Here is a 23809-nt window from a genome sequence, read left to right on the forward strand (position 1 = left end):
TGAGGCAGGGACTGGGCTAACGCCTGAGCGCCCGCAGTTCGGAAAGCGACAGCGAGCGGTTGCCATCCGCGTCGGCACCCCGCAGGCGATCGGGAACGAAGCGGGCGAACTCCTCCCGCGAGATGCGGCCGTCGCCGTTCGCGTCCATACGCTCTGCCCTTGCCTCGAGCCCTTCCAGCGATGCCGCCTGGAACCTGCCGGCATCCTTCAGGCGCGCGGCTGCCGCCTTCTTTTCCTCTGGGTCGAGGAAGCCGTTGCCGTTGCGGTCCATGCTGTCGAAGAACCGTGCGCGCGCTTCCGCGATCTCCGAGAATTGCAGTGCCCTGTCGCCGTTGCGGTCCATCTGCCTGAACATCTGACGGGGTCCGGGGCTATCGAAGGCGCAGGCGCTGCCCGGAAAGAGCACCAGCATCGCCGCTGCGAGAGCTTTCCACTTCATGCCGATCTCCGTTCGTGAGGAGCGCTGCAGCGCTCCGACGACGGTTCTACGCAGGCTGGCGGGCGCTCCTACGCGGCGCGCATGGTTTCGCTTGGGCGCGTAGGACGAGACGTCGCGGGCCGTATTGGTCGAGGCCGGCGCAGTTGCGGATGCGCGGCAGGAACGGAAGGAACCTCGCCATGAACACGCTGATGAAGATGGTCCTTATGGCCCTCGCAACCCTGGGCACGACAACCCTCGCGGTATCACAGACCCGCCCGGCGGATATGCGGTTCATCGAACGTCTCGACGCCGATGGCGATGGCGTCCTGTCGCGGAACGAGGTCGCCACGGCGCGGCAGCGTCTCTTCGCGCGCTTCGACCGCGACGGCGATGGTGCGATCGATGACAGGGAGATCGAAGCCCTGCGCGACGCCGTCATGGATCGCGCGGTCGCCCTGCAGGCGCGTCTCGGCCGCGCGTGGCGGCGGATGGATACGAACGGCGACGGCCGGGTCTCGGCAGAGGAATTCCGCGCCCGGACGATCCTGTTCGATGTTGCCGACCGCGACGGCGACGGCCGGCTGTCGTCCGCCGAAATCGCCTTCATGCGCGACCTCATCCTCGGCCGTCGCGGTTGACGACGGACCTTTTCCGACGGCCACTGTCACGTTCAGGGAGAGCCTCCATGCGTTACTCAGCCACGACTGTCCCGGTCCGGCTCTGTCTTGCCGTTCTCGGCCTCGTCGCGACGGCCGGGGTCGCGCCCGCAGCGGAATGGACGCGCGGCACCGTCCACGGGGGTCAGCTTAGCCGCCATGTCACCGGCGACGGCCTCGTCTACAGCGGCCAGACGACACGCGTCGGCCCGAACGGCGGTACCTATACCTCGAGCGCGACGTGCCTCAACGGCGTCGTCGACCGCTGCCGCCGGAGCTACACCGCGATCGGGCCGGCCGGCGGGACCTATTCCGGCGAGCGGGCGAGCGCGCGTGGGCCGTTCCGGGTGCGCTCGGTCGGCCGCATCACGGGTCCCGACGGCGGCGTTGCCGTCGGCGGCCACCGCCGTTGGAGGTGAGGTGGGGTGGAGCGGGTGCAGGCGCCCGATGCCGTGGAGACGCCGGGACAGGGCGAGGATGAGCGTCTACTCGCCCGCATCGCGGCTGGTGAGCAGGCGGCGCTCGTCCGGCTCATCGATCGGCATGGGCGCGGCCTTCGCCTCTTCGCCACGCGCTATCTCGGCAGCGCGGACGACGCCGAGGACGTGGTGCAGGACGTGTTCGTCACGGTGTGGAAACGCGCTGGGCGGTTCGATCCCGCAAGGGGGCGGGCGACGACCTGGCTCTACCGGATCGCCGCCAACCGCTGCATCGACATGCGCCGGTGGCGCAGCCTGCGTGTCTTCATCGGCCTCGACGAGGTGGCGGAGACGCTGCCGGCGGCCGGTGTCGACGCCGACATGCGCCTCGCGGCGCGGCAGGAGCTCGCGGCAGTGCGCCATGGCCTCGCGCGTCTGCCCGAGCGCCAGCGCATGGCGCTGCTGCTGCGCGCCGTGGCCGATCTCGACGTTCCGGCCATCGCCGAAGTCATCGGATCGAGCACCGGGGCGGTCGAGCAACTGCTCGTGCGGGCGCGGCGCACGCTGCGCGAACACACGACGGACGTGCGCGCAGACAACAAGCAAGAAGAAGGGAGATTGCGATGAACAGGGATGATTTCGAGCAGCTTCGGCGCCGCTTCGGCGAGGATGTGGCCGCATGGCCGCCGCCATACCGGCAGGAGGCAAGGTCCTTTCAGGAGGGCAACGGCACCGACGACGACCTCGACCGCCTGCTGCGCGCAGCTATTGACGCCCCGGCCGACGAGCGGGCGCTGGCGCGCAAGGTCCTGTCGCGGATCGAGGGATCGCGCCGGCCGGCTCATGTCCTGTCCGCCTCCTTGCGGCATATGCCCTCTTCCGCCGTCGCCGCTTGCCTGGCACTGGTCCTCATGGTGGCCGCCGCCGCAGGCTATCGGCTCGGCGGACGGGGCCCGGAGGCGGCGAACGACACACTTCTCGCATTTGCGGCGGGCGAGCCGTCTGGCCTCGACGATATCGTAGAGAGCCTTGGATCCGTCGGAGACGAACTGTGAAACGAGTGGTCCCGATCCGGCTCCTTCTGGTCGCTGGCCTTGCGATCTCGCTCATCGCGAATGTCTTCCTCGTCGGCTTCATCGTCAGGGGCGAGCGTCAGGCGCGTGGCGCGGGTTTCCTCGCCGAGAGCATTGCCGCGGCCTATCCTGAGGAGATACGCGCCGGCTTCCGCCGTCAGCTGCGAGACAACCGGCCACGCGTGCTGACCGCCCTGCGTGACGTGCGCGATGCGAGGCGCACCCTTGCCGCGGCGGCCAATGCGACGCCACTCGACGAAAAGGCGGTGGAGCGGGCGATGGAGGACGTGCGCACAGCGACGGACGCACTGCAGCGGCTCATGCAGGATCTTCTTCTTCAGACGCTGCGCGCCCGACAGGACGCGGGCAGGCCCTGACGGGCGCATTTGCAGATCGTCACGCGCCATGGTCCCGCGGAGCGGCCGCAGCCTGTCGTGCATGAAAAACAGTCCGCACGATGCGGACGGCCTCACGCCCACCCGCGGCATCTGCCGGGGCCATTGATCCCGGTCAAGAGCGCGCCGCGTGCGTTCCTTTAGTCTTCGGTGCCGATGCCTGCCAGCGCTGCCGCGCGGCTGTCATCGCCGTCGGCCCACCGCGCCTGATCCCGCGGCGGGCATTGCAGGGGAGCCCGACGCATGCGCAGCCTGACTTCTGCATCCCATGCCATGTCGTCGGCCCATCCTGCCGAGCGCGGCGTCTCAGGGGAGCAGGCCGTGCTGGATCTCGACCGGACCTGGCATGCCGTCACGCCGGCCGAGGCGCTGCAGGCGACCGGATCGTGTCCGGACGGCCTCAGCGAGGCGGAGGCGGCGCGGCGGCTCGAACGCTTCGGTCCCAACCGCCTGCCCCAGGGGCAGCGGCGCAGCGTTCTGATGCGTTTCCTGCTGCAGTTTCACAACCTGCTCATCTACGTGCTTCTTGGCGCGGCCGTGCTTGCGGCGATGATCGGCCACGAGACCGACGCTCTCGTCATCGCCGCCGTCGTCGTCGTGAATGCGATCATCGGCTTCGTCCAGGAGGGGCGCGCGGAGCAGGCGCTCGGGGCGATCCGCGCGATGATCGATCCGCACGCCTCCGTGATCCGCGATGGCCGGCGTCTGACGATCCCGGCGGACGAGGCGGTGCCGGGCGACATCGTCCTGCTCGAGGCGGGCGATCGGGTGCCGGCGGACCTGCGCCTCGTCAAGGCGCGCAGCCTGCGTGTGGACGAGGCAATTCTCACGGGCGAATCCGTTCCGGTCGACAAGGCCCTGGACCCCGTCGACCTCGATGCAGCCCTCGGCGATCGCGTCTCCATGGCCTTCTCCGGCACCTTCGTCACTGCCGGCCAGGGCACGGGCGTCGTCGTTGCGACGGGCGCAGCGACGGAACTTGGCCGCATCGGCACGATGATCGGTGCTGTCGAGCAGCTCACCACGCCGCTCGTGCGCCAGATGGATGAGTTTGCACGGCAGGTTTCGGCCGTGGTGCTCGGCGTCGCGGCCCTCGTCTTCGGCTATGCCGTGCTCGTCCAGTCCCATGATCTCGACGATGCCTTCATGGCGGTGGTGGGCCTTGCCGTTGCAGCCATTCCGGAGGGTCTGCCGGCCGTCATGACGATCACGCTCGCCGTGGGCGTGCAGCGCATGGCTCGCCGCAACGCCATCATCCGCCGCCTCCCGGCCGTAGAGACGCTGGGCTCGGTCTCCGTGATCTGTTCGGACAAGACGGGCACCCTGACCCGCAACGAGATGATGGTAAGCGCGGTTGTGACTGCCGACCATGAGATCAGAGTCGACGGCACGGGCTACCGGCCCGAGGGCAACTTCCGGGCGAAGGACGGGCGCGAGCTCGATCCGGCCGCCGATCCGGTGCTGGAGGAACTGTCGCTTGCGGCCTTGCTGTGCAACGATGCGCAACTGCGGCGGCGTGACGGGGACTGGATCGTCGACGGCGATCCGATGGAAGGGGCGCTGGTGTCGCTCGCCATGAAGGCGGGGCACGACACAGCCGCGGCGCGCGCCGGCTTCACCCGCCTCGACGAGGTGCCGTTCGATTCCCGCCACCGCTACATGGCAACCTTGCACGCCCGAAACGGGCACCCGCCCGTCGCCTATGTCAAGGGTGCGCCCGAACGCATCGTCGCCATGGCCTCGCGCGTGGCGACCCTCGAGGGCGAAGAGCCGATCGATCGCGCGGCCTGGCACAGCCGGATCGATGCCCTAGCGGCCGACGGGCAGCGCGTCATCGCACTCGCACGCCGGACGATGGACGCCGGCGCCCGTGCACTGGCGTCGGACGATGTCGAGCACGACCTGACGCTGCTCGGCCTCGTCGGGCTGATCGATCCGCCGCGCCCGGAGGCGATGGCCGCCATCGCCGAATGCCGGGCGGCCGGCATCAAGGTCAAGATGATCACGGGTGATCACGCGGCGACCGCGCGCGCCATCGCGCTCCAGCTCGGTCTCGCGGACGACCCGAAGGCCGTGACTGGCCAGGATCTCGACGCCGCCAGCGCGGACGATTTCGACAGGTACACGCGCGAGGCCACCGTCTTCGCCCGAACCAGCCCCGAGCACAAGCTGCGCCTCGTGGAGGCGCTGCAGCGGGACGGCTCCATCATCGCCATGACGGGCGACGGCGTGAACGACGCCCCGGCCCTGAAACGGGCGGATGTCGGCGTCGCCATGGGCGGCAAGGGCACGGAAGCGGCAAAGGAGGCGAGCGAGATGGTCCTCGCCGACGACAACTTTGCCTCCATCGTCGCGGCCGTGCGCGAGGGACGCACGGTCTACGACAATCTGACCAAGGTGATCGCCTGGACATTGCCGACGAACGGCGGCGAGGCCTTTACCATCATTCTCGCCATCCTGTTCGGCCTGACCCTTCCCATCACGCCGGTCCAGATTCTCTGGATCAACATGGTCACCGCGGTCGCGCTCGGCCTCACCCTCGCTTTCGAGCCGACGGAGCCTGACGCCATGCGGCGGCCGGCGCGCCCAGCCGGCCAACCCCTGCTGTCGGGGCGCCTCCTCTGGCGCATTCTCTTCGTTTCGGCACTGATGGTTGCCGGCACCTTCGGCATCTATGCGTGGGCGAGCGCCCGTGGCCTCTCCGTCGAGGCGGCACGCACGATGGCCGTCAACACCATCGTCGTGATGGAGATTTTCTATTTGTTCAGCGTCCGCTACGTACACGGCCCGTCGCTGACCCTCCAGGGCGTCCTCGGCACGCCCGCCGTGCTCATGGGTCTTGCGACCGTCGTCGTGGCGCAACTGGCCTTCACCTATCTGCCCGTCATGCAGACAGTCTTCGGCAGCAGTCCGGTATCCTTCACCGACGGGCTGGCGATCATCGCCGTCGGCATCGTGCTCCTCGTGATCGTGGAGGTCGAAAAGCGCCTCGTCTCCCGATAAGCCGAAGTAAGATGCGGGAAATGACGTAGGATCGAAGGAGAACAGTCAGCGGTCCGACGGCACGAGGCAGGGATCCGAGCTACATGGCTGACGTCGTTTTCCAGGAGATCGCATGGCTGCTGCTGGCAGCCGCCGCCGTCGGGTTATTGGGCGCAGTGCTGCGGCAGCCCGTCATCGTAAGCTTCATCGCCGTCGGCATCGCGGCGGCCGCGTTCTTCGACAGCAGTGCCGAGACGGCGAGCCAGATCCGTTTCCTGGCCGAACTCGGTGTGGCGCTTCTGCTGTTCCTCGTCGGCCTCAAACTCGACTGGCGCCTGATCAAGACCCTGGGGCCCGTCGCCCTGGCCACCGGTCTCGGTCAAGTCGCCTTCACCGCGGGCATCGGGTTCCTCATCGGCCTTGCGCTTGGGCTCGACTGGCTTACCAGCCTTTATGTGGCGGTCGCGCTGACCTTCTCCTCGACGATCATCGTGGTGAAGCTGCTGAGTGACAAGCGTGAGCTGGAGACGCTTCATGGCCGGATCGCTCTGGGTTTCCTGATCGTTCAGGACATCGTGGTGGTCATCGCGATGGTGGTCCTGTCCACGATCGGGATCGGCGCCGCTCAGGGTGGTAGCGGGCTCGGCGACCTCGCCATGGTGCTCGGTTCGCTCTTCGCGGTCGTGGTGCTGCTCGTCCTGTTCGTTCGCTATCTGGCCGATCCGCTGATGAGCCGTCTTGCCCGCACGCCGGAACTGCTCGTCATCGCCTCCATCGGATGGGCGGCGACGGCGGCCACCATCGGCGACACGATCGGTCTCGGCAAGGAACTCGGCGGCCTTGCCGCCGGCATCTCCATCGGCTCCACGCCCTATCGCGACATGGTTTCGGCGCGGCTTGCAGCCTTGAGGGACTTCCTGCTGCTGTTCTTCTTTCTGTCGATCGGTGCAACGCTGGAGCTTTCCACGCTCGGGGAGGACTTTACACGCGCCATCGTCTTCTCGCTGTTCGTGCTCGTCGGAAATCCACTGATCGTCATCCTGATCATGGCCTGGATGGGTTACCGCGCCCGCACGGGGTTCCTCGCGGGCCTCACGGTCGCGCAGATCTCGGAATTCTCGCTCATCTTCATAACCATGGGGCTCAGCCTCGGCCATGTCGATCAGTCCGCCGTGGGACTCGTCACCCTGGTAGGGCTCGTGACGATTGCGCTGTCCGTCTACATGATCACCTATTCCCATGAGCTCTATGTATGGGCGCGGCCGCTGCTGCGTCCGCTCGATCTCCGCGATGGGAGGGAGGTGGCCGCGGAAAACGACGAACAGCGGCCGGCCGTCGACGTCATCGTTTTCGGGCTCGGCCGCTTCGGTAGCCAGTTGCTGAGGCGCCTCGACGACGCCGGCTACAGCGTGCTCGGCGTGGATCTCGATCCGCAGGCCGTCCGGCGTCTGTCACACGAGGGCTGGCAGGTGCGCTACGGCGACGTTGCAGAACAGGAGTTCTGGTCCGAGTTGCCGCTGGTTCAGGCACGCTGGATCGTCCTGTCCGTTCCTTACGGCGCCATCCTTCTGACCGAGACGGATCCGCACAGCGGGCTGATCACGGCGATTCGTTCGCATCGGTTCGCAGGCCGGGTCGCCATCACCGCACGCGATGACGAGGAAGCGCGTCGCCTCAAGGAGAGCGGGGGCATCGACCTCGTTCTCTATCCCTTCGACGATGCTGCGACGGCGGCGGCCAAGCAGATCGCCGATCTCGACGAGGAATTGGCCAGCATGGTGGAGGAGGCGACGCCGACATGAAGACGATCGTGGCCGTTACCGACTTCTCGCAGCGCAGCGGCGTCGCGCTTCGGCGGGCGGCGGCCATCGCGGCAGGTGCCGGGGCCCGCCTGCTGCTTGTCCATGCCGTCGATGACGGGCTGCCCAGGCACATTCTCGATCACCGGGTCGTCGAGGCCGAGCAGACGATAGACCAGGAGGCGGCCACCGTCGGCGGCGTGAATGTCAGCTGCGAGGTGGTGGTTGGTGACGTCTTCTGGGCGCTGCATCGCGCAGCCACCCAGGCGCATGCCGACCTGATCGTAGCGGGCGACCATCGGCGCAGCCCGTTGCGCGACCTTTTCCGCGACACCACCGTCGAGCGGCTGATCCGCGTATCGGCCGTGCCGGTGCTCATCGTCCGGATCGACGGCGCGCCCTATCGCCACGCACTAGTGGGCGTCGAGAGCGACGAAGGGCCGGAACTCCTCCACGTGCTGGCCCGGTTTGGCACGGCCGCTCCGGGACGGGCGACGCTGCTGCATGCCGTCAGCGCCCCGGCCGAAGGGCTCTTGCACTATGCCGGTGTCGAACGGGAGATCCGCGACGACTATCGCGCGCGAATCGCTCAGGAGGCGCGCGCCCGCATCACGGCCGGTCTGAAGGGACACCGCATGCCGCTCGACATCAGGATTGTCGATGCGCCGCCGCGCTTGGCGATTGCGGATCTCGTCGAAAGTGCCGGCTGTGACCTGGTGGCCGTCTCCTCGCACGCGCGTCGCGCCGTCGCCCGCGGGTTGCTCGGCAGCGTCAGCTCTGAGCTGATCCGCCACGGATCGACGGACGTCCTCATCGTGCCGCGGATCGTCTCGCGATCGCGCGGGCTGTAGCATCGACGCCGCTCGGGCCGACGCGGGGCGATGGCAGCGTTCCTGCCAGCCGTTCAGCCTCCCGCAGCCGCGCGGGGCAGCACGAAGGGGGTTGCCGGCACGGCACCGACACTCAGCCCCACTTTGAAGACGTCGCGCAGGAGTGCGTCCGTCAGGACCTTCTCCGGGGAACCGTCGGCGAAGACGGCGCCGGCCTTCATCACAACCAGCCGATCGCCATAGGCGGCGGCAAGGTTGAGGTCGTGCAGGATGGCGAGCACGGCGACGCCCTCGCCGGCGAGGCGCCGGGCGTGCTCGAGCAGGGCGAGCTGATGCCTCAGGTCGAGACTCGCGACCGGCTCGTCGAGGAAGAGCGCGCGGTGCTTCTCCCGCCTGCCGCCGACCATGAGTTGGCCCAGCACGCGGGCGAACTGCACCCGCTGCTGCTCACCGCCGGAGAGGGTCTGGTAGTTGCGACCGGCGAGATGGCCGACATCGGCCGCAGCGAGCGCTCGGCGCATCATGTCCAGCCGCTCGGCCGCATTGCCAGCTCCGTCGAGCCCCAGGCGCACCACCTCGGCGACGGTAAACGGGAAGGCGAGCTGCGTGCTCTGCGGCAGCACGGCCCGTTTCGCGGCGAGGCGCCACGGCGGCATGGCGGCGACGGGCGTGTCGCCATAGACGACCGCGCCGCTCGCCGGCGCGACTTCTCCGGCAAGAACCCTGAGCAGCGTCGACTTGCCGGCGCCGTTCGGCCCGATGACGACGGTGAGCTCACCGGCAGCGAGTGCGAGGTCCATCGGCGCGAGGATCGTCCGGCCGGCGGCCTCGAGGCCGATGCCGGTGGCGGTGACGACGGCGGTCATAGGGCGAGGCTCCGGCGGCCGGTGAGCAGCAGCCAGAGGAAGAAGGGCGCGCCGATAGCCGCGGTGACGATGCCGATGGGCAATTCCGCGGGCTGGACGAGCGTGCGTGCCAGCATGTCCGACAGCACGAGCAGGATGCCGCCGAGGAGGGCGCTCGCAGGCAGGAGCACGCGGTGATCCGGCCCGATGGCGAGGCGCAGCAGATGCGGCACGACGATGCCGACGAAGCCGATGATGCCCGAGACGGCGACCGAGGCGCCGACGGCGACGGCGACGAGGAAGATCGCCACCTGCTTCACCCGCTCGACGGCGATGCCGAGGTGAAAGGCTTCCGCTTCACCCAGCGCGAGGGCGTTGAGCCCGCGGGCGAGGAACGGCACGGCGACGAGCACGGGCAGGATGGCCGGAGCGACCGTCGCCGTCTTCGCCCAGGTGGCGCCGCCAAGGCTGCCGAGGGACCAGAAGGTGAGATCGCGCAGCTGCCGGTCGTCACTGAGGAAGGTGAGCACACCCGTGAGCGCGCCGGCGAGAGCCCCGAGCGCAACGCCGGCGAGGAGCAGTGTCGCGACGGAGGTGCGGCCGGCGCGGGTCGCGATTCGATAGAGTGTGAAGGTGGTGAGAAGCGCCCCGCCGAAGGCCGCCATCGGCAAGGTGATGAAGGGCAGGGGGCCGGTCAGGGCGACCAGGCGCTCGCCGAGCACGATCATGCCGGCGGCGAAGAAGGCGGCCCCGGCGGAGACGCCGGCAAGCCCCGGATCGGCGAGCGGGTTGCGGAACAGCCCCTGCATCAGAGCGCCTGAGACGGCGAGCGATGCCCCAACGAGCACGCCGAGCAGGGTCCGTGGCAGGCGGATGCCGGCGACGACGAGCGCATCGCGCGCCATATCCTCCGGCACCGTTCCGGTGAGTACGGCGCGCAGAACCGCGACCACCCGGGAGGGAGCGAGGGCGAGCGCCCCGGTGCCGATGGATAGCACCGAGACGATGACGACGCCGGCGCCGAGCAGGAGGAAGAGCACGAGCACGCGCAGCCGGCGCCGCGCCAGTGCGGCGTCGATCGCATCGCCGGCCATGGCGGCATCCGTGCTCACGGCGCTTTCTCACCCGTCGCCAGCGCCGGATAGAAGGCGCGCATCAGTTCCCCGGCTGCCTGCGGTGCCCGCGGGCCGAAGCCGAGGACGAGTTGCCCATCCATGGTCACGAGCGCCCGCCGGCTCGCCGCCGGCGTGCCGGCGAAGGCGGGCGCGGCGAAGACCTCCTCGGCGCGACCGGCCGCATGGCCGCCGTTGGCCATCATGACGATGACGTCCGGCGCCGCGGCGATGATGGCCTCGTCCGTCATCGGCTTGAAGCCCTCGATGGCGCCGGCTGCGTTCTCCGCACCCGCGAGGCGCAGGATCGCGTCGGCCGAGGTGGCGTGTCCGCCGACGAGCGGCCGGCCATTCTGCATGGCGAGGACGAAGAGGGCCTTGACTGGCTTCTCGATGCGCTCCCGCGTCGCCGCGAGGTCGGCGAAGCTGCGGCGCACCTCGGCGGCAAGCACATCGGCTTTCGCCTCCGTTCCGGTCAGCCGGCCGACGGTCTCGATCTTCCCCACGATCCCCTCGGGCGTCGGCTCATCCGGGAGTTGCGTGAAGGGCACGCCCGTCTCCTTGATCAGCCTGATCGCGTCGGGCGGCCCGGCATTGCCAATGGCGATGACGTGCGACGGGTTGAGCGCGATGATGCCCTCGGCCGACAGGGCGCGGACATAGCCGACGTTCGGCTTCTCCTTCAGCGCCTGCTCGGGAAATGTGCTGGTCGTGTCGACGGCGGCGATGCGCGCCTCGAGGCCGAGGGCGTAGAGGATCTCCGTGACGGCGCCGCCGACGGCGACGATACGGTTGCCGCCCGGCGGTTCGCCCGACAGCGCCAGTGCGAGCGGCGCGGGAGCGAGGAGGAGGGCGGCGGCCAGCAGCCCGTTCAAGGCGCGCCGTGACAGGAGGTGTTGCAGTCTGCCGGTCATGGCCGTCACTTCGTCAGGATGAGCTTGTCATTGGCCGTGATGCGCAGGTGATAGCGCTCGCCCTTGTGCAGAAGCACCACCTCGCGGCCGCCCGCGAAGAGCGAGCGTACATCGATAGTGGGCGGTTCGGTGGCCTTGAGCGGACCCGGACTCGGCGCGGAAGGCAGGGATGACGTGGACATGGCGACAGCCGTTTCCTTTTAACTGTTCGAAAAGTTGTTTCGAACGATTCTCAACTTTACAGAAGTTTTGAATAGTACAAAACTACTGCGGTTTTGCTTCGATTGACGTGCATACACAAGGCGTATAGGAAGCGCAAATGCGCTCCTCGGCAGGAGCGCGACAGCGCCAGCCAGCCGGGGCCTCGAAGCCCGCAGCCAGCCAGCCGAACCAGTCAAATTCGGACATTCGGGGGGCTTCGATCACATGCGCGTTACGGCTCGCGCGGCGCTCTGCGCCACGGTTTCCTTCATGGCTCTGTCGACCGCACTGGCGCAGGATGGGCCCACCCAGCCGGCTGCTCCGGGCGGGGAGGTGACGCTCGATGAGATCACGGTCACGGCAACGAAGACCGAGGATAGGGTCATCGATGCGCTGGCGGGTGTCAGCACGGTGGGCGAGCGCGACGTCGCCCGCCTGCAGCCCTCGCGCATCTCGGACGTATTCCTCGGCGTGCCGGGCGTCACGACGTCGACGGACGTCAACGATCCGGGCCAGGCCATCAACATTCGCGGCATGCAGGATTTCGGCCGCGTGGCCGTGCTCGTCGACGGCGCCCGGCAGAACTACGGCAAGAGCGGGCATGGCGCCAATGGCAGCTTCTATCTCGATCCGGAACTGGTCGGCGGCATCGACATCACGCGCGGTCCGGTGTCGACGATCTATGGCTCGGGCGCCATCGGCGGTGTCGTTGCCTTTCGCACGCGCACCATCGACGACGTCCTTGATGCGGACGAGCAGATCGGCGTCGTCCAGCGTCTCGGGGCCGGAACCAACGGCGCCAATTTCGTGAACAGCACCATGATCGGTGCGCGGCTCGGCACGGCGGCCGACGTCTTCGGCCAGTTCGTCTGGCGCAACGAGACGCCCTACAAGGACGGCAGCGGCACGACCATCCGCGACACCGGCACCCAGATCTCGGCCGGCAACGTCAAGTTCAACCTGCGCCCGGCGGACGGCCACACCATCTCGGCGACTGCGCTGTTCCAGGAATACAGCTACACCAACAGCGCCTACAACGATGCCGGCCAGGCCGTCGGCGCGCGCTTCGGCCACGAGGTGCAGACCGGCACCTATACGCTCGGCTACCGCTTCCAGCGGCCGGACGTGCCCTGGCTCGACCTGTCGATCAAGGGCTATTACGCCACGACGACGGACGACCAGCGCCTCATCAACCCGACCTCGGCCTACAGCTTCCTCGGCGCGCGTGCCGGCGCGGCGCGGCGCTTCGATATCGGCACCCTCGGCTTCGACGTCTACAACACGGCGCGCTTCAGCACGGCCGCCGTCGACCATGCGCTGACCATCGGCTTCGATGCGTTGCGTGACGACGTCACCACCACCGACACGGCCGGCGGCTTCGCCTCGGCGCTGACGCCGTCAGGCCGGCGGCGCCTCGCCGGTGCCTTCGTCCAGGACGAACTGCGCTACGGCGGCTGGCTGCGCGTCATCGGCGCCCTGCGCTTCGACGACTACAAGCTCGAGGGCGGGGGCAATGAATCGAGCGGCAGCCGCCTGTCGCCGAAGATCACCGTCGGCGTCACGCCGATCGAGGGCATCGAGCTCTACGGCACCTATGCCGAGGGCTATCGCGCGCCGACCGTGACGGAGACGCTGATCGCCGGCACGCACCCGTTCCCGGCCTTCAACATCCTGCCCAACCCCGGCCTCAAGCCGGAGGTCGCCAAAACCTGGGAAGCCGGCGTCAACGTGAAGTACGACGGCATCTTCACCGAGAACGACAAGTTCCGCGGCAAGGCCAACGTCTTCCTCAACAACGTCACCAACTTCATCGACATGGTGGAGGTCGGCGAGCCTTACCGGATCCCGGTGGCGCCGGGCTTCCCGGCGGCGTTCTGCCGGTTCCCCGGCACGCCCTGCGTCGAATTCCACGACCAGCAGTACCAGAACGTCGCCAGGGCGCGGCTCACGGGCGTCGAGCTGGAGGCCGCCTATGACTGGGGCGGCGGCTTCATCTCGCTGGCGGCGACGCATATCACAGGCAAGAACAAGCAGACGAACATGCCGCTCAACAGCGTCATGCCGGATCAGGTCAGCACGACGCTCGGCCTGCGCTTCCTCGACGACAAGCTGACGGTCGGGACGCGACTCACCTTCGTCGACGGTTCGAAGGAGACGGTGTCGAACCCCACCAAGGGCTACGGTCTCGTCGACCTGTTCGCCTCCTATCAGTACAGCGACCGGATCCGGGGTGACGTCATCGTCAAGAACGTGTTCGATCGCCAGTACACGCAGTACCTCAATTCCGAGCCGAGCCCGGGCCTCACGGCGAAGTTCGCGCTCACCGTCAAGTTCGCGGCGAAGTAGTTGCGGTCGCAGCAGCCGAGAGGGACCGATGCCGAGGATTCCGATGGATACCGCGATACCGGTTCTGCCCAGCCGCGATTTCGCGCGCACGATCGCCTTCTGCGAGCGGTGCGGCTTCGCCCTCGCCAATCGCTACGAGGACTACCTGATCCTGCGCCGCGGCGGCATCGAGCTGCATTTCTTCGCCTTTCCCGAGCTGGAGCCGACGAAGAATATCGCCGGCTGCTATCTCAGGGTGAGCGATCTTGCGCCCTGGCGGGAGGCTTTCGAGGCCGCGGGCCTGCCGCGGGAAGGTTGGCCGCGGCTCACGGATGCGGCCGACACCAGCTACGGATTGCGCGAATTCGCCGTGCTCGACGAGGATAACAACCTCGTCAAGTGCGGCGCGCCCCTGGCGTCGTGAGGCGCCTGCCCAGATCCATCCAAGGAGAAGAAACCATGTTCATCGCCATGAACCGCTTCAAGGTTCATCCCGATTCCTGCGCCGACTTCGAGCGGGTCTGGCGCGAGCGCGACGTCTACCTGCACGAGGTGCCGGGGTTCGTCGAGTTCCACCTGCTGCGCGGGCCCCAGCACGACGACCACGTGCTCTATTCCTCGCACACGGTCTGGGCGAGCAAGGAGGCCTTCGAAGGCTGGACCAAGTCGGAAGCCTTCCGCAACGCCCACAAGGATGCCGGGCAAAACAAGGTGCTCTACCTCGGCCATCCGCAGTTCGAGGGCTTCGAGATCATCCAGACCGTCACCAAGGATGGCGAACGGGTGAACGCCGCCGCCTGAGGGTGAGACCTCCGCATTCTGGAGAAGGCAAAACGGCGCGCTCCTGCCGGGCGCGCCCGTTTCCTGTCCGCCCTGTTCAGGGGGTCGCAGCCGGCTCGAGGCCGGCAACGCGGTCTGAGCGGCAGGCCGGCCGGCTGAACCGCTCCGGAAAACGCCCAAGGATGGCGCCGCCGGCCGAAACTGTGCGTCAGCCGTCCCGACTGGACCGGCGCGCCCTTCCGTCACGGATGCTTCTCAGCGCGGGGCCCGATCGAGCTGCGCCTTTTCAGCAGGTGTAAGGTGCCGCACGGCGCCCTTGGGCAGGTCGCCGAGCGCGATGCCGCCAATCGCGACGCGCACGAGGCGCAGGACCTCGATACCGAGCGCGCCGAGCATCCGCCGGATGTGGCGGTTCCGGCCGTCGTTGAGCACCATAGCGAGCCAGGCGTTGCGCTGTCCGGCCCGCAGTACGGCGGCGGATCTCGCGGACAGGTGCTCTCCGTCGACCGTCAGACCGGCGGTGAGGCGGGCGAGCAATGCTTCGTCCGGCATGCGGTCGATCTGCACGTGATAGGTCTTCTCGACATCGGAGGCTGGATCAAGGAGGCGCTGGGCCCAGCGCGTGTCGTTGGTCATGAGGAGAAGACCTTCGCTCGCCTTGTCGAGGCGGCCGACTGGAGCGACGAAGGGCAGGGTGAGGCCGTCGAGGCAATCGTAGACCGTTGCCCGTTCCGCGGGATCGTCGCGCGTGGTCACGAACCCCCGCGGTTTGTTGAGCATCAGGTAGACCTTGCGCTCGGCGACGACCGGCCTGCCGTCGACCGTGATGCGCGCCCGGCCTGGATCGACCCGGACTGTCGCATCGCGGACCGTGCGTCCGTCGACCTTGACGCGTCCCTCGGCGATCAGGGCCTCGGCCTGAGTGCGCGAGCAGAAGCCGAGCTTCGACAGGGCGCGCGGCAGGCTGACGACGGCGCCTGCTGTGTGCCGGGGTCCGCCCCGGCCCCTCGGAAGAGGCCGGTTCACGCCCGGCCGCCGGGGGCGCGGGCCGCTGCGTGACGGATCGCGCGGGGTGGGCAGGGTATCAGGCCTGCGTGCAATGGATCCTGCTCCTGCCGGATGGGTCGCCGGCAGGCGCTTTAGGATCTTTCATACCGCGATGCAATATCGCTGCTGCAATGCAGCGCTGCCGTCGCCGCCGGCCGCGACCCGGCCGCTCAGTCAGGCAGCCCGGTGTAGTTCTCGGCGAGGCACGTCGCCGCGGCGCGCGATGATTTCAGATAGTCGAACTCCGCCCGCTGGATGCGGCGGCCGAAGGCGCCGGTCGTCGGGAAGACGTGAAGCAGCGACGTCATCCACCAGGAGAAGCGCTCCGTCTTCCACGTGCGGGCGAGGACCTTGGCCGAATAGCTGTCGATGCCGGCGTCGGACTTGTCGCCATAGTGCTGGATGAGGGCGTCGGCTAGCAGACGCACGTCGTGCATCGCCATGTTGAGACCCTTGGCGCCGGTCGGCGGCACGATGTGGGCGGCATCGCCCGCAAGGAACAGGCGGCCGAAGCGCACCGGCTCGGCGACGAAGCTGCGCAGCGGCGCGATGGACTTCTCGATGCTGGGCCCGGTCTCGAGCCGCTCCGCCACCTCCGGGTTGAGGCGGCGGCGCAGCTCGTCCCAGAAGCGCTCGTCCGACCAGGCCGCGACCTTCTCGTCGGCGTCCACCTGCACGTAATAGCGGCTGCGGCTCGGCGAGCGCATGGAGCAGAGCGCAAAGCCGCGCTCGTGGTGGGCGTAGATCAGCTCCTCCGCCACGGGCGGCTTGTCGACGAGCACGCCGAGCCAGCCGAAGTGGTAGACGCGCTCGAAGAGCTGGAGCGCCTTCTTCGGCACGCTCGCGCGCGTGACACCGTGGAAACCGTCGCAGCCGGCGATGAAATCGCAGGCAATCTCGTGCGTGACGCCGTCCTTGCGGTAGCGCACGCGGGCGCGCGCGCCGTCGAAATCGTGAATCGAGACGTCCTCGGCCTCATAGATGGACGAGGCGCCGGAGCTTGTCCGCGCCTCCATGAGGTCGCGGGTCACCTCGGTCTGGCCGTAGACGGTGACGTGGCGGCCGATGAGACCCGAGAAGTCGATGCGGTGCATGTCGCCGTCGAAGGAGATCTCGACGCCGTCGTGCACGAGGCCTTCCGTTTTCAGCCGCTCATCGACGCCCGCGCGGGCGAGGAGTTCGACCGTGCTCTGCTCGAGGACGCCGGCCCGGATGCGGCCAAGGACGTAGTCGGCGCTGCGTCGCTCGATGATGACGGCCTCGATGCCGGCCCGCTCCAGCAGCCGGCCGAGCATGAGCCCGGCGGGCCCCGCCCCGATGATCGCAACCTGGGTGCGCATGTCGTCCTCCCGCGGCCTTCGCGGCCGCTCGTCATTGGCGAGAAGTCTGTGGAGGGCGGATATGATTGCCAATGGACGGAGCCGACAAAGCGTTGGACGATACGAACATGACCGACATCCCCGTCTATGCCCTCTACGGCGAGGACACCTACTCCGAGGAACAGAACTGGCTGCACTGGGAGACGATCACCTCGCGCAGCCGGCTCTACGGCTTCCACATCGCCCCGCACCGGCACGAGCAGTTCTTCCAGGTGCTGTTCCTCGCCCGCGGTGCGGCGCGGGTGACGCTCGACGGGCTGGAAACGGCGCTGGCGGCGCCGGCGCTCGTCACCGTGCCGGCGCTCACCGTGCACGGCTATGCCTTCTCGCCCGACGTGGAAGGCTTCGTGCTGACGCTCTTCGAGCGCGACCTTGCCGGCCTCCTCGCCGATGTGCCGGACATCCTGGCCGGCTTCGCGCGGCCGTGCATCCTCGGGCCCGAGACGGAGGGGCTGTCGCCGCTCGCGGCCGACATCGCCCGCCTCGCGCAGGAGGCGGACCGGGCGGCACCCGGCCAGGCCCTCGCCGTCAGGGCGCGCCTGGTGCTGCTGTTCCTCGCGATCCATCGCATCGGCCGTGCCGGCCCGGTCACCGCTGATGGGGCGGCCGCCGTTGCGGCCCGGCATCTGCGCGCCTTCCAGGCGCTGGTCGACCGGCATTACCGGGACAACCGCGCATTGTCCTTCTATGCCGGGGCGCTGGGCATCAGCACGACGCATCTCAACCGCATCTGCCGGCGCGAACTCGGCACGACGGCACTCTCGGCCATCGAGGGCCGTGTCCTTGTCGAGGCCAAGCGCTACCTCAAGTTCAGCGCCCTCAGCGTCAAGGAGATCGGCATCATCCTCGGCTATGCGGACCCGGCCTATTTCACCCGCTTCTTCACGCGGGCGGCGGGCGTGACGCCGAGCCGCTTCCGTGCCCTCTCGCGGAGTGAGGAGGCGGCGCTCACAGCCTGAGCACCTCCACCGTGTCGCGGATGGCGCGCGACAGGATCTCCATCGCGGCATGCCTCGCCTCGCCCTGCCGCGTCGTCAGGCCCACCGCGCCGCGCGTCTCGGAGGTGTCGATCGGCAGGAACTGCAGCAGGCCGTCGGCCACGTCGGCGGCGACGACGCCCTCGGAGATGATCCACACCGCGTCCGAGCTGCGCACGAAGGCGCGGCCGAACGCGTCCGACACCGTCTCGATCTCGCCGGGCAGCTCGGCGATGCCGTGCGCGAGCAGGAAGCGCTCGACGAAGGGGCGGATGACGGAGCCGCGGGTCGGCATCAGGATGGGGAACTCCCGGATGCGCGCGAAGTCGAGCCGGCCCGACAGGAGGGGATGGCCGGTGCGCACCACGAAACGGACCTGCTCGGCATAGAGATGCTCGAAGGCGAGGCCCGCCATCTGCTCGGGCGCGGCAAGGCGACCGACGACGATGTCGAGCTGGCCGAGGCGCAATTGGTCAAGCAGCACGAAGTTCTCGCCGGTGACGATCTTGGTCTGGCTACCGGTCCGTGCCGCCAGGAACTGCGCCATCGCGCGCGGCATGATGCGCGTCGAGACCGTCGGCAGGGCGCCGATACGGATGGGCGGGCCGCCGCCCGCCCGGGCGCGGGCGACGCTGTCGATGCCCTGCTGCACGGCGGCAATGCTCGCCCCCGCATGGCGTAGGAACACTTCGCCGTAATGCGACAGGCGGATGCCGCGACCCTCACGGTCGAACAGCGGCGCGCCGAGGATTGCTTCGAGCTCCCGGATCGTCTTCGTCACCGCCGGCTGGCTGACGTTGAGGACCTCCGCCGCTTTGCCAATGGAATGCTGGCGGGAAACTTCGAGAAAGGTCCTGAGGTGGCGCAAGCGCACACGCCCGTCAGCCATGCAGGCCCCCACGATAGATAACACAGGGGTTATCATAACCTGCATTATTATCATTTTACAGAAACATTTTCGCGCAGCACTATGGTTCCGAAGAAGGACGGCGCCGCCTGTCGTGAGAGCGTGGTGCGAAAAGCCGGACAAGGGAGGAGGGCTCGATGCCGACCGGGGACGAACCGTCCGAGCGCTATCGTCAGGGCCTGGCCACGCGGCGCACCGTTCTGGGCGAGGCGCATGTCGAGCGGGCGCTCGCCAACGCGAACGGTTTCGACGGTCCGTTCCAGTCCCTCATTACCGAAGCCGCCTGGGGCCACGTGTGGTCGCGCGAGACGTGGACGAAGCGCGAGCGCTCCATGGTCACTATCGCCCTTCTGGCCGCCCTCGGCCATTACGAGGAGATGGCCATGCACGTGCGCGCCACCGCCCGCACCGGAGCGACAATGGACGACATTCGCGAAGCCCTGCTGCATGTTGCCATCTATGCCGGCGTGCCGGCCGCCAACCAGGCGATCAAGGTGGCGCGCGAGGCGCTCGTCGGCATGAAAGGGGAGGAGGAGGATGGACAAGCGGCTCTCTAATCTGGCGTCCGAGGCCGCGCCCTTCATGGCGCGCGACCGTGGCCGGCATCCGCCGGCCTATGCGCCAGGCTACAAGTCCACCATCCTGCGCGCGCCGCGCGAGGCGCTCGTCTCCTTTGAGAGCACCCTGTCCGAGAAGACCGGGCCGGCCTTCGGCCACAACATCATCGGCGCGCTCGACAACGACCTCATTCGCAATTTCGCCAAGCCGGGCGAAGCCGCCATCGGCGAGCGTATCATCGTGCACGGCCGCGTGCTCGACGAGAACGGCCGCCCGGTGCCGGACGTGTTGGTGGAATACTGGCAGGCCAATGCCGGCGGCCGCTATCGCCACAAGCGGGAAGGCTATCTCGCTCCGCTCGACCCCAATTTCGGCGGCTTCGGCCGCTCGCTGACCGACAGCGAAGGGCGCTACTGGTTCCGCACCATCCGGCCCGGTGCCTATCCCTGGCCGAACGGCGTCAACGACTGGCGCCCGGCTCACATCCATTTCTCGGTCTTCGGCTCCGGCTTCGCCCAGCGGCTCATCACGCAGATGTATTTCGAGGGCGACCCGATGATCCCGCAGTGCCCGATCGTGCGCACGATCGCCGACCCGGCGGCCGTCGCGCAGCTTGTCGCGGCGCTCGACATGGCCAATGCGGTGCCGATGGACTGCCGCGCCTACAAGTTCGACATCGTGCTGCGCGGGCGCCGCTCCACCTTCTTCGAGAACCGGCCGGAGGGGAACTGATGGTCCAGCATCTCGATCGCCTGAGGGAAACGCCGTCGCAGACCGCGGGCCCCTATGTGCACATCGGCCTGACGCCGAATGTCTGCGGCATCACCGGCGTCACGCCGGAGGACCTCGGCGCCCGCATGGTGGCCGACGGGGTCCGCGGCGAGCGCATCACCATCCGCGGCCGCGTGCTCGACGGGGCGGGGCGGCCGGTGAACGACTGCATCGTCGAGATCTGGCAGGCCGATGCCGCCGGGCTCTACAACAGCCCGGCCGAGCATCGCGGCCGTGCCGACCCGAACTTTGCCGGCTGGGGGCGCTGCGCCGCGGACGAGGAGGGCGCTTTCGTCTTCGAGACCGTCAAGCCCGGCCGCGTCCCCGGGCCGAACGGCACGACGATGGCGCCGCACGTCAGCTTCTGGATCGTCGCGCGCGGCATCAACATCGGCCTCCATACGCGCATGTATTTCTCCGACGAGGAGGCGGCGAACCGGGACGATCCCGTGCTGCGCCGCGTCGTGCCCGCCCGCGTGCCGACGCTGATCGGCCGGCGGGAGGGGGACACCGTCCACTTCGACATTCACCTGCAGGGTGACGGCGAGACCGTTTTCTTCGACGTGTGAGGGCAAAGCCTGATGGCGACTTTCATGAGCCTCGCCGAGGCTGTCAGCGGCAATCTCTTCGACGGCGACACCGCCGCCTTCGAGGGCTTCACGCATCTCATCCCCCACGCCGCGGCGCACGAGGCCATCCGCCAGGGCCGGCGCGACCTGACGCTCGTGCGCATGACGCCCGACATCGTCTACGACCAGATGATCGGCATGGGCCTCGCGAAGAAGCTCATCTTCTCCTATGCCGGCAATCCGGGCGTCGGCCTGCTGCGGCGACTGCGCGACGCGGTGGAGAACGGCTGGCCGCATCCGGTCGAGATCGAGGAACATTCCCACGCCGCCATGGCCAATGCCTACGAGGCGGGCGCGGCGGGCCTGCCGTGCGCCGTCTTCCGCGGCTACAAGGGGGCGAGCCTCGCCAAGGTCAATCCCAACATCCGTTCCATCATCTGCCCGTTCACGGGCGAGGAACTGGCGGCGGTGCCGTCCATCCGCCCGGACGTGACCTTCATCCACGCCCAGAAGGCGAACCGCCGCGGCGACGTGCTGGTCGAGGGCATCATCGGCATCCAGAAGGAGGCGGTGCTCGCGGCAAGGCGCGCCGTCGTGACCGTGGAGGAGGTGGTGGAGGATTTCGCGGGCGTCCACCCCAACGCCTGCGTGCTGCCGCACTGGACGGTGAAGGCCATCGCCGTCGTGCCAGGCGGCGCCCATCCTTCTTACGCCCACGGCTACTACGCCCGCGACAACCGCAGCTATCTCGAATGGGATGCGATCGCCGCCGACCGCGAGGCTTTCATGGCGTGGATGAAGCAGAACGTCCTCGACAAGGACGCAGACGTCTTCGCTGGCCGCGTCGCAGCGCTGAGGGCCGCACGATGACGGGCTTTACCTCCGACGAGATGATGACCATCGCCGCGGCGCGGGCGCTGAAGAACGACGACGTGTGCTTCGTGGGCATCGGCGCCCCCTCCGCAGCTTGCAACGTGGCGCGGCTCACCCATGCGCCGGACATCACCCTCATCTACGAGAGCGGCACGATCGGCACGGCGCCGGACGTGCTGCCTTTGTCCATCGGCGACGGGGAGCTGTGCGAGACGGCGGTGACCACCGTGTCCGTGCCCGAGATGTTCCGCTACTGGCTGCAGGGCGGGCGCATCAGCGTCGGCTTCCTCGGCGCCGCGCAGCTCGACCGCTTCGGCAACATCAACACCACGGTGATCGGCGATTACCACAGGCCAAAGGTGCGCCTGCCCGGCGGCGGCGGCGCACCCGAGATCGCCTCCTCCTGCGGCGAAATCTTCATCACCATGAAGCAGTCGAAGCGCGGGCTCGTGGACAAGATCGACTTCTTCACCTCCTTCGGCCATGGCGAGGGCGGCCATGCGCGCGAGCGGCTCGGCCTCAGGACCAAGGGCCCGACGCTGCTCATCACCGACCTTGCGATCTGGAAGCCGGATCCGGAGACGAAGGAATTCACCGTCACCGCGCTTCATCCGGGCGTGACGCGCGAGGCGGTGCAGGAGACCTGCGGCTGGCCGGTGCGCTTTGCGCCGGGCCTTGTCGAGACGCCGGCCCCGACGGCGCTGGAGCTCGACACCCTGCGCGCCCTGAGGGCCCGCACGGCTGCCGCGCATGGCGGGCAGGAGGTGGCCTGATGGCGGAAGCCTTCATCTGCGACTACGTGCGCACGCCCATCGGCCGCTTCGGCGGGGCGCTGGCCGGCGTGCGCGCGGACGATCTCGCCGCCGTGCCACTGCGGGCGCTCCTCGCCCGCAACGCCGCGCTCGATGCGGCCGCGATCGACGATGTCGTCTTCGGCTGCGCCAACCAGGCGGGCGAGGACAACCGCAACGTCGCGCGCATGGCGCTGCTGCTGGCGGGCCTGCCGGAGAGCGTACCGGGCACCACCATCAACCGCCTGTGCGGCTCGGGCATGGACGCGGTGCTCGCCGCCGCGCGCGCCATCCGCGCGGGCGAGGCCGAGATCATGATCGCCGGTGGCATCGAGAGCATGAGCCGCGCCCCCTTCGTCATGCCGAAGGCGGAAAGCGCCTATTCGCGCCATGCGGAAATCCACGACACGACCATCGGCTGGCGTTTCGTCAATCCGCTGATGAAGGCGCAGTACGGCGTCGATTCCATGCCCGAGACGGGTGAGAACGTGGCGGCCGAGTTCGGCGTCTCGCGCGCCGACCAGGACGCCTTCGCCCTGCGTTCGCAGCAGCGCGCCGCCGCCGCCATCGCCTCCGGCCGCCTTGCCCGCGAGATCGTGCCGGTCGCCATCCCGCAGCGGAAGGGGCCGGATGTCGTTGTCGAACGCGACGAACATCCGCGCGAGACGACGCTCGAGGCGCTCGCCCGCTTGCCAACCCCTTTCCGCCAGGGCGGTACGGTAACGGCGGGCAACGCCTCCGGCGTCAACGACGGCGCGGCCGCGCTCGTCATCGCCTCCGAGACGGGGGCGAAACGGCACGGGCTTACGCCGATCGCGCGCATTCTTGGCGGCGCCGCGGCCGGGGTCGCGCCGCGCATCATGGGCTACGGCCCGGTGCCGGCGACGCGCAAGCTGTGCCTCAGGCTCGGCATGGCGCCGGAAAACTTCGAGGTCGTCGAGATCAACGAGGCCTTCGCCTCGCAGGGGCTTGCGGTACTGCGCGGGCTCGGCATTCCCGACGATGCGCCGCACGTCAATCCGAACGGTGGCGCCATCGCCCTTGGTCATCCGCTCGGCATGTCGGGGGCACGCATCACCGGCACGGCGGCGCTGGAGCTTGCCGCCCGCAAAGCCCGTCACGCCCTCGCCACCATGTGCATCGGCGTCGGCCAGGGCATTGCCATCGCGCTCGAGGGTGTGTGAC

The 23809-nt window shown here is 68.6% G+C and carries 26 protein-coding genes; 18 read left to right on the forward strand and 8 right to left on the reverse strand.

All coding sequences use genetic code 11. From position 1 onward, the window contains the following. Window positions 1-16: 16 nt before the first annotated feature. Entirely contained in the window at window positions 17-439 is a 423-nt protein-coding gene (locus P2T65_RS03570; RefSeq protein ID WP_276199205.1) for an EF-hand domain-containing protein, read from the reverse strand. Window positions 440-618: 179 nt separating this feature from the next. On the opposite strand from P2T65_RS03570, the gene P2T65_RS03575 reads away from it, so the two are divergent. The 8 genes from P2T65_RS03575 to P2T65_RS03610 all read left to right on the forward strand — a co-directional run bounded on the left by P2T65_RS03575 (window position 619) and on the right by P2T65_RS03610 (window position 8596). Next, window positions 619-1059: an EF-hand domain-containing protein gene (locus P2T65_RS03575; protein WP_245316385.1), complete on the forward strand. Its 441-nt coding sequence runs from the start codon at window positions 619-621 to the stop codon at window positions 1057-1059. 47 nt (window positions 1060-1106) lie between these two features. Further along, complete coding sequence (locus P2T65_RS03580) at window positions 1107-1496, forward strand: hypothetical protein (RefSeq protein WP_276199206.1); 390 nt, start codon at window positions 1107-1109, stop codon at window positions 1494-1496. Between the two features lie 15 nt (window positions 1497-1511). Next, entirely contained in the window at window positions 1512-2123 is a 612-nt protein-coding gene (locus P2T65_RS03585) for a sigma-70 family RNA polymerase sigma factor (protein WP_276199207.1), read from the forward strand. Beyond that, window positions 2120-2551, forward strand: coding sequence for a hypothetical protein (locus tag P2T65_RS03590; protein WP_055458520.1), 432 nt, complete (start codon window positions 2120-2122; stop codon window positions 2549-2551). Before P2T65_RS03585 ends, P2T65_RS03590 begins: the two co-directional genes overlap by 4 nt. Then, complete coding sequence (locus P2T65_RS03595) at window positions 2548-2946, forward strand: periplasmic heavy metal sensor (protein ID WP_276199208.1); 399 nt, start codon at window positions 2548-2550, stop codon at window positions 2944-2946. The genes P2T65_RS03590 and P2T65_RS03595 overlap by 4 nt, the downstream gene beginning before the upstream one ends. A 261-nt stretch (window positions 2947-3207) precedes the next feature. Continuing rightward, window positions 3208-5967, forward strand: coding sequence for a cation-transporting P-type ATPase (locus tag P2T65_RS03600; protein WP_082464733.1), 2760 nt, complete (start codon window positions 3208-3210; stop codon window positions 5965-5967). 83 nt (window positions 5968-6050) lie between these two features. Beyond that, window positions 6051-7748, forward strand: a complete 1698-nt coding sequence (locus P2T65_RS03605) for a cation:proton antiporter family protein (protein WP_071924739.1) — start codon at window positions 6051-6053, stop codon at window positions 7746-7748. Continuing rightward, window positions 7745-8596 (forward strand): universal stress protein, encoded by an 852-nt coding sequence (locus tag P2T65_RS03610; RefSeq protein WP_276199209.1) that lies wholly within the window; start codon window positions 7745-7747, stop codon window positions 8594-8596. Before P2T65_RS03605 ends, P2T65_RS03610 begins: the two co-directional genes overlap by 4 nt. Window positions 8597-8649: 53 nt before the next feature. Here the strand turns inward: P2T65_RS03610 and P2T65_RS03615 are convergent, their stop codons facing one another. The 4 genes from P2T65_RS03615 to P2T65_RS03630 are packed head-to-tail and all read right to left on the reverse strand — an operon-like array spanning window position 8650 to window position 11628. Next, on the reverse strand, window positions 8650-9441 hold the full coding sequence (locus P2T65_RS03615) for a heme ABC transporter ATP-binding protein (RefSeq protein WP_063188655.1): 792 nt from the start codon (window positions 9439-9441) through the stop codon (window positions 8650-8652). After that, window positions 9438-10514, reverse strand: coding sequence for an iron chelate uptake ABC transporter family permease subunit (locus P2T65_RS03620; RefSeq protein WP_276199392.1), 1077 nt, complete (start codon window positions 10512-10514; stop codon window positions 9438-9440). Before P2T65_RS03620 ends, P2T65_RS03615 begins: the two co-directional genes overlap by 4 nt. A 14-nt stretch (window positions 10515-10528) precedes the next feature. Further along, complete coding sequence (locus P2T65_RS03625) at window positions 10529-11446, reverse strand: hemin ABC transporter substrate-binding protein (RefSeq protein WP_063188653.1); 918 nt, start codon at window positions 11444-11446, stop codon at window positions 10529-10531. A 5-nt stretch (window positions 11447-11451) separates the two neighbouring features. Beyond that, window positions 11452-11628 carry a hemin uptake protein HemP gene (locus P2T65_RS03630; protein WP_082831684.1) on the reverse strand — a complete coding sequence of 59 codons (177 nt, stop codon included), beginning with the start codon at window positions 11626-11628 and terminating at the stop codon, window positions 11452-11454. Between the two features lie 289 nt (window positions 11629-11917). Between P2T65_RS03630 and P2T65_RS03635 the strand changes: the two genes are divergently transcribed. Genes P2T65_RS03635 through P2T65_RS03645 form a run of 3 tightly spaced genes read left to right on the forward strand, consistent with a single transcriptional unit; the run spans window position 11918 to window position 14773 of the window. Then, window positions 11918-13993 (forward strand): TonB-dependent hemoglobin/transferrin/lactoferrin family receptor, encoded by a 2076-nt coding sequence (locus P2T65_RS03635; RefSeq protein ID WP_245282627.1) that lies wholly within the window; start codon window positions 11918-11920, stop codon window positions 13991-13993. A gap of 43 nt (window positions 13994-14036) precedes the next feature. Then, window positions 14037-14396 carry a VOC family protein gene (locus P2T65_RS03640; RefSeq protein ID WP_276199210.1) on the forward strand — a complete coding sequence of 120 codons (360 nt, stop codon included), beginning with the start codon at window positions 14037-14039 and terminating at the stop codon, window positions 14394-14396. A 35-nt stretch (window positions 14397-14431) separates the two neighbouring features. Continuing rightward, entirely contained in the window at window positions 14432-14773 is a 342-nt protein-coding gene (locus tag P2T65_RS03645; RefSeq protein ID WP_276199211.1) for an antibiotic biosynthesis monooxygenase, read from the forward strand. Window positions 14774-15007: 234 nt separating this feature from the next. On the opposite strand, the gene P2T65_RS03650 is transcribed toward P2T65_RS03645, so the two are convergent. Next, window positions 15008-15778, reverse strand: coding sequence for a pseudouridine synthase (locus P2T65_RS03650; protein WP_276199212.1), 771 nt, complete (start codon window positions 15776-15778; stop codon window positions 15008-15010). Between the two features lie 191 nt (window positions 15779-15969). Further along, entirely contained in the window at window positions 15970-17139 is a 1170-nt protein-coding gene (gene pobA / locus P2T65_RS03655) for a 4-hydroxybenzoate 3-monooxygenase (RefSeq protein ID WP_276199213.1), read from the reverse strand. Between the two features lie 107 nt (window positions 17140-17246). Here pobA and P2T65_RS03660 point away from each other — a divergent pair, with 107 nt between their 5' ends. Next, complete coding sequence (locus P2T65_RS03660; RefSeq protein WP_276199214.1) at window positions 17247-18137, forward strand: helix-turn-helix domain-containing protein; 891 nt, start codon at window positions 17247-17249, stop codon at window positions 18135-18137. On the opposite strand, the gene pcaQ is transcribed toward P2T65_RS03660, so the two are convergent. Then, window positions 18127-19044, reverse strand: a complete 918-nt coding sequence (gene pcaQ / locus P2T65_RS03665; protein WP_276199215.1) for a pca operon transcription factor PcaQ — start codon at window positions 19042-19044, stop codon at window positions 18127-18129. The two genes, P2T65_RS03660 and pcaQ, sit on opposite strands and share 11 nt — an antisense overlap. 155 nt (window positions 19045-19199) lie before the next feature. On the opposite strand from pcaQ, the gene pcaC reads away from it, so the two are divergent. Genes pcaC through pcaF form a run of 6 tightly spaced genes read left to right on the forward strand, consistent with a single transcriptional unit; the run spans window position 19200 to window position 23808 of the window. Next, window positions 19200-19619 carry a 4-carboxymuconolactone decarboxylase gene (pcaC, locus tag P2T65_RS03670; RefSeq protein ID WP_055458933.1) on the forward strand — a complete coding sequence of 140 codons (420 nt, stop codon included), beginning with the start codon at window positions 19200-19202 and terminating at the stop codon, window positions 19617-19619. Continuing rightward, window positions 19600-20352: a protocatechuate 3,4-dioxygenase subunit beta gene (gene pcaH, locus P2T65_RS03675; RefSeq protein ID WP_055458932.1), complete on the forward strand. Its 753-nt coding sequence runs from the start codon at window positions 19600-19602 to the stop codon at window positions 20350-20352. Before pcaC ends, pcaH begins: the two co-directional genes overlap by 20 nt. Continuing rightward, the gene (gene pcaG, locus P2T65_RS03680; RefSeq protein WP_055458931.1) at window positions 20352-20960 is read left to right on the forward strand and encodes a protocatechuate 3,4-dioxygenase subunit alpha; all 609 of its coding nucleotides are present in this window, start codon (window positions 20352-20354) and stop codon (window positions 20958-20960) included. The genes pcaH and pcaG overlap by 1 nt, the downstream gene beginning before the upstream one ends. Window positions 20961-20972: 12 nt before the next feature. Beyond that, entirely contained in the window at window positions 20973-21830 is an 858-nt protein-coding gene (locus P2T65_RS03685; RefSeq protein WP_276199216.1) for a CoA-transferase, read from the forward strand. Further along, a complete protein-coding gene (locus tag P2T65_RS03690) occupies window positions 21827-22606 on the forward strand; it encodes a CoA-transferase subunit beta (RefSeq protein ID WP_063188635.1) in 780 nt (259 codons plus the stop codon). The genes P2T65_RS03685 and P2T65_RS03690 overlap by 4 nt, the downstream gene beginning before the upstream one ends. Beyond that, the gene (gene pcaF / locus P2T65_RS03695) at window positions 22606-23808 is read left to right on the forward strand and encodes a 3-oxoadipyl-CoA thiolase (RefSeq protein WP_071924747.1); all 1203 of its coding nucleotides are present in this window, start codon (window positions 22606-22608) and stop codon (window positions 23806-23808) included. The genes P2T65_RS03690 and pcaF overlap by 1 nt, the downstream gene beginning before the upstream one ends. Window position 23809 lies beyond the last annotated feature (1 nt).

Source organism: Chelatococcus sp. XZ-Ab1 (genome assembly GCF_029309855.1).
GTDB classification, from domain to species: Bacteria; Pseudomonadota; Alphaproteobacteria; order Rhizobiales; family Beijerinckiaceae; genus Chelatococcus_A; species Chelatococcus_A sambhunathii.

Excerpts from the sequence above, each read along its gene's own strand:
- P2T65_RS03575 (WP_245316385.1), top strand. The coding sequence starts at position 619 with ATGAACACGCTGATGAAGATGGTCCTTATGGCCCTCGCAACCCTGGGC.
- P2T65_RS03570 (WP_276199205.1), bottom strand. The coding sequence starts at position 439 with ATGAAGTGGAAAGCTCTCGCAGCGGCGATGCTGGTGCTCTTTCCGGGC.
- pcaH (WP_055458932.1), top strand. The coding sequence starts at position 19,600 with ATGGACAAGCGGCTCTCTAATCTGGCGTCCGAGGCCGCGCCCTTCATG.
- P2T65_RS03685 (WP_276199216.1), top strand. The coding sequence starts at position 20,973 with ATGGCGACTTTCATGAGCCTCGCCGAGGCTGTCAGCGGCAATCTCTTC.
- P2T65_RS03640 (WP_276199210.1), top strand. The coding sequence starts at position 14,037 with ATGGATACCGCGATACCGGTTCTGCCCAGCCGCGATTTCGCGCGCACG.
- P2T65_RS03590 (WP_055458520.1), top strand. The coding sequence starts at position 2,120 with ATGAACAGGGATGATTTCGAGCAGCTTCGGCGCCGCTTCGGCGAGGAT.
- P2T65_RS03660 (WP_276199214.1), top strand. The coding sequence starts at position 17,247 with ATGACCGACATCCCCGTCTATGCCCTCTACGGCGAGGACACCTACTCC.
- pcaG (WP_055458931.1), top strand. The coding sequence starts at position 20,352 with ATGGTCCAGCATCTCGATCGCCTGAGGGAAACGCCGTCGCAGACCGCG.
- P2T65_RS03630 (WP_082831684.1), bottom strand. The coding sequence starts at position 11,628 with ATGTCCACGTCATCCCTGCCTTCCGCGCCGAGTCCGGGTCCGCTCAAG.
- P2T65_RS03580 (WP_276199206.1), top strand. The coding sequence starts at position 1,107 with ATGCGTTACTCAGCCACGACTGTCCCGGTCCGGCTCTGTCTTGCCGTT.
- P2T65_RS03620 (WP_276199392.1), bottom strand. The coding sequence starts at position 10,514 with ATGGCCGGCGATGCGATCGACGCCGCACTGGCGCGGCGCCGGCTGCGC.
- pcaC (WP_055458933.1), top strand. The coding sequence starts at position 19,200 with ATGCCGACCGGGGACGAACCGTCCGAGCGCTATCGTCAGGGCCTGGCC.
- pobA (WP_276199213.1), bottom strand. The coding sequence starts at position 17,139 with ATGCGCACCCAGGTTGCGATCATCGGGGCGGGGCCCGCCGGGCTCATG.
- pcaQ (WP_276199215.1), bottom strand. The coding sequence starts at position 19,044 with ATGGCTGACGGGCGTGTGCGCTTGCGCCACCTCAGGACCTTTCTCGAA.
- P2T65_RS03645 (WP_276199211.1), top strand. The coding sequence starts at position 14,432 with ATGTTCATCGCCATGAACCGCTTCAAGGTTCATCCCGATTCCTGCGCC.
- P2T65_RS03605 (WP_071924739.1), top strand. The coding sequence starts at position 6,051 with ATGGCTGACGTCGTTTTCCAGGAGATCGCATGGCTGCTGCTGGCAGCC.
- P2T65_RS03615 (WP_063188655.1), bottom strand. The coding sequence starts at position 9,441 with ATGACCGCCGTCGTCACCGCCACCGGCATCGGCCTCGAGGCCGCCGGC.
- P2T65_RS03600 (WP_082464733.1), top strand. The coding sequence starts at position 3,208 with ATGCGCAGCCTGACTTCTGCATCCCATGCCATGTCGTCGGCCCATCCT.
- P2T65_RS03610 (WP_276199209.1), top strand. The coding sequence starts at position 7,745 with ATGAAGACGATCGTGGCCGTTACCGACTTCTCGCAGCGCAGCGGCGTC.
- P2T65_RS03690 (WP_063188635.1), top strand. The coding sequence starts at position 21,827 with ATGACGGGCTTTACCTCCGACGAGATGATGACCATCGCCGCGGCGCGG.
- P2T65_RS03635 (WP_245282627.1), top strand. The coding sequence starts at position 11,918 with ATGGCTCTGTCGACCGCACTGGCGCAGGATGGGCCCACCCAGCCGGCT.
- P2T65_RS03625 (WP_063188653.1), bottom strand. The coding sequence starts at position 11,446 with ATGACCGGCAGACTGCAACACCTCCTGTCACGGCGCGCCTTGAACGGG.
- pcaF (WP_071924747.1), top strand. The coding sequence starts at position 22,606 with ATGGCGGAAGCCTTCATCTGCGACTACGTGCGCACGCCCATCGGCCGC.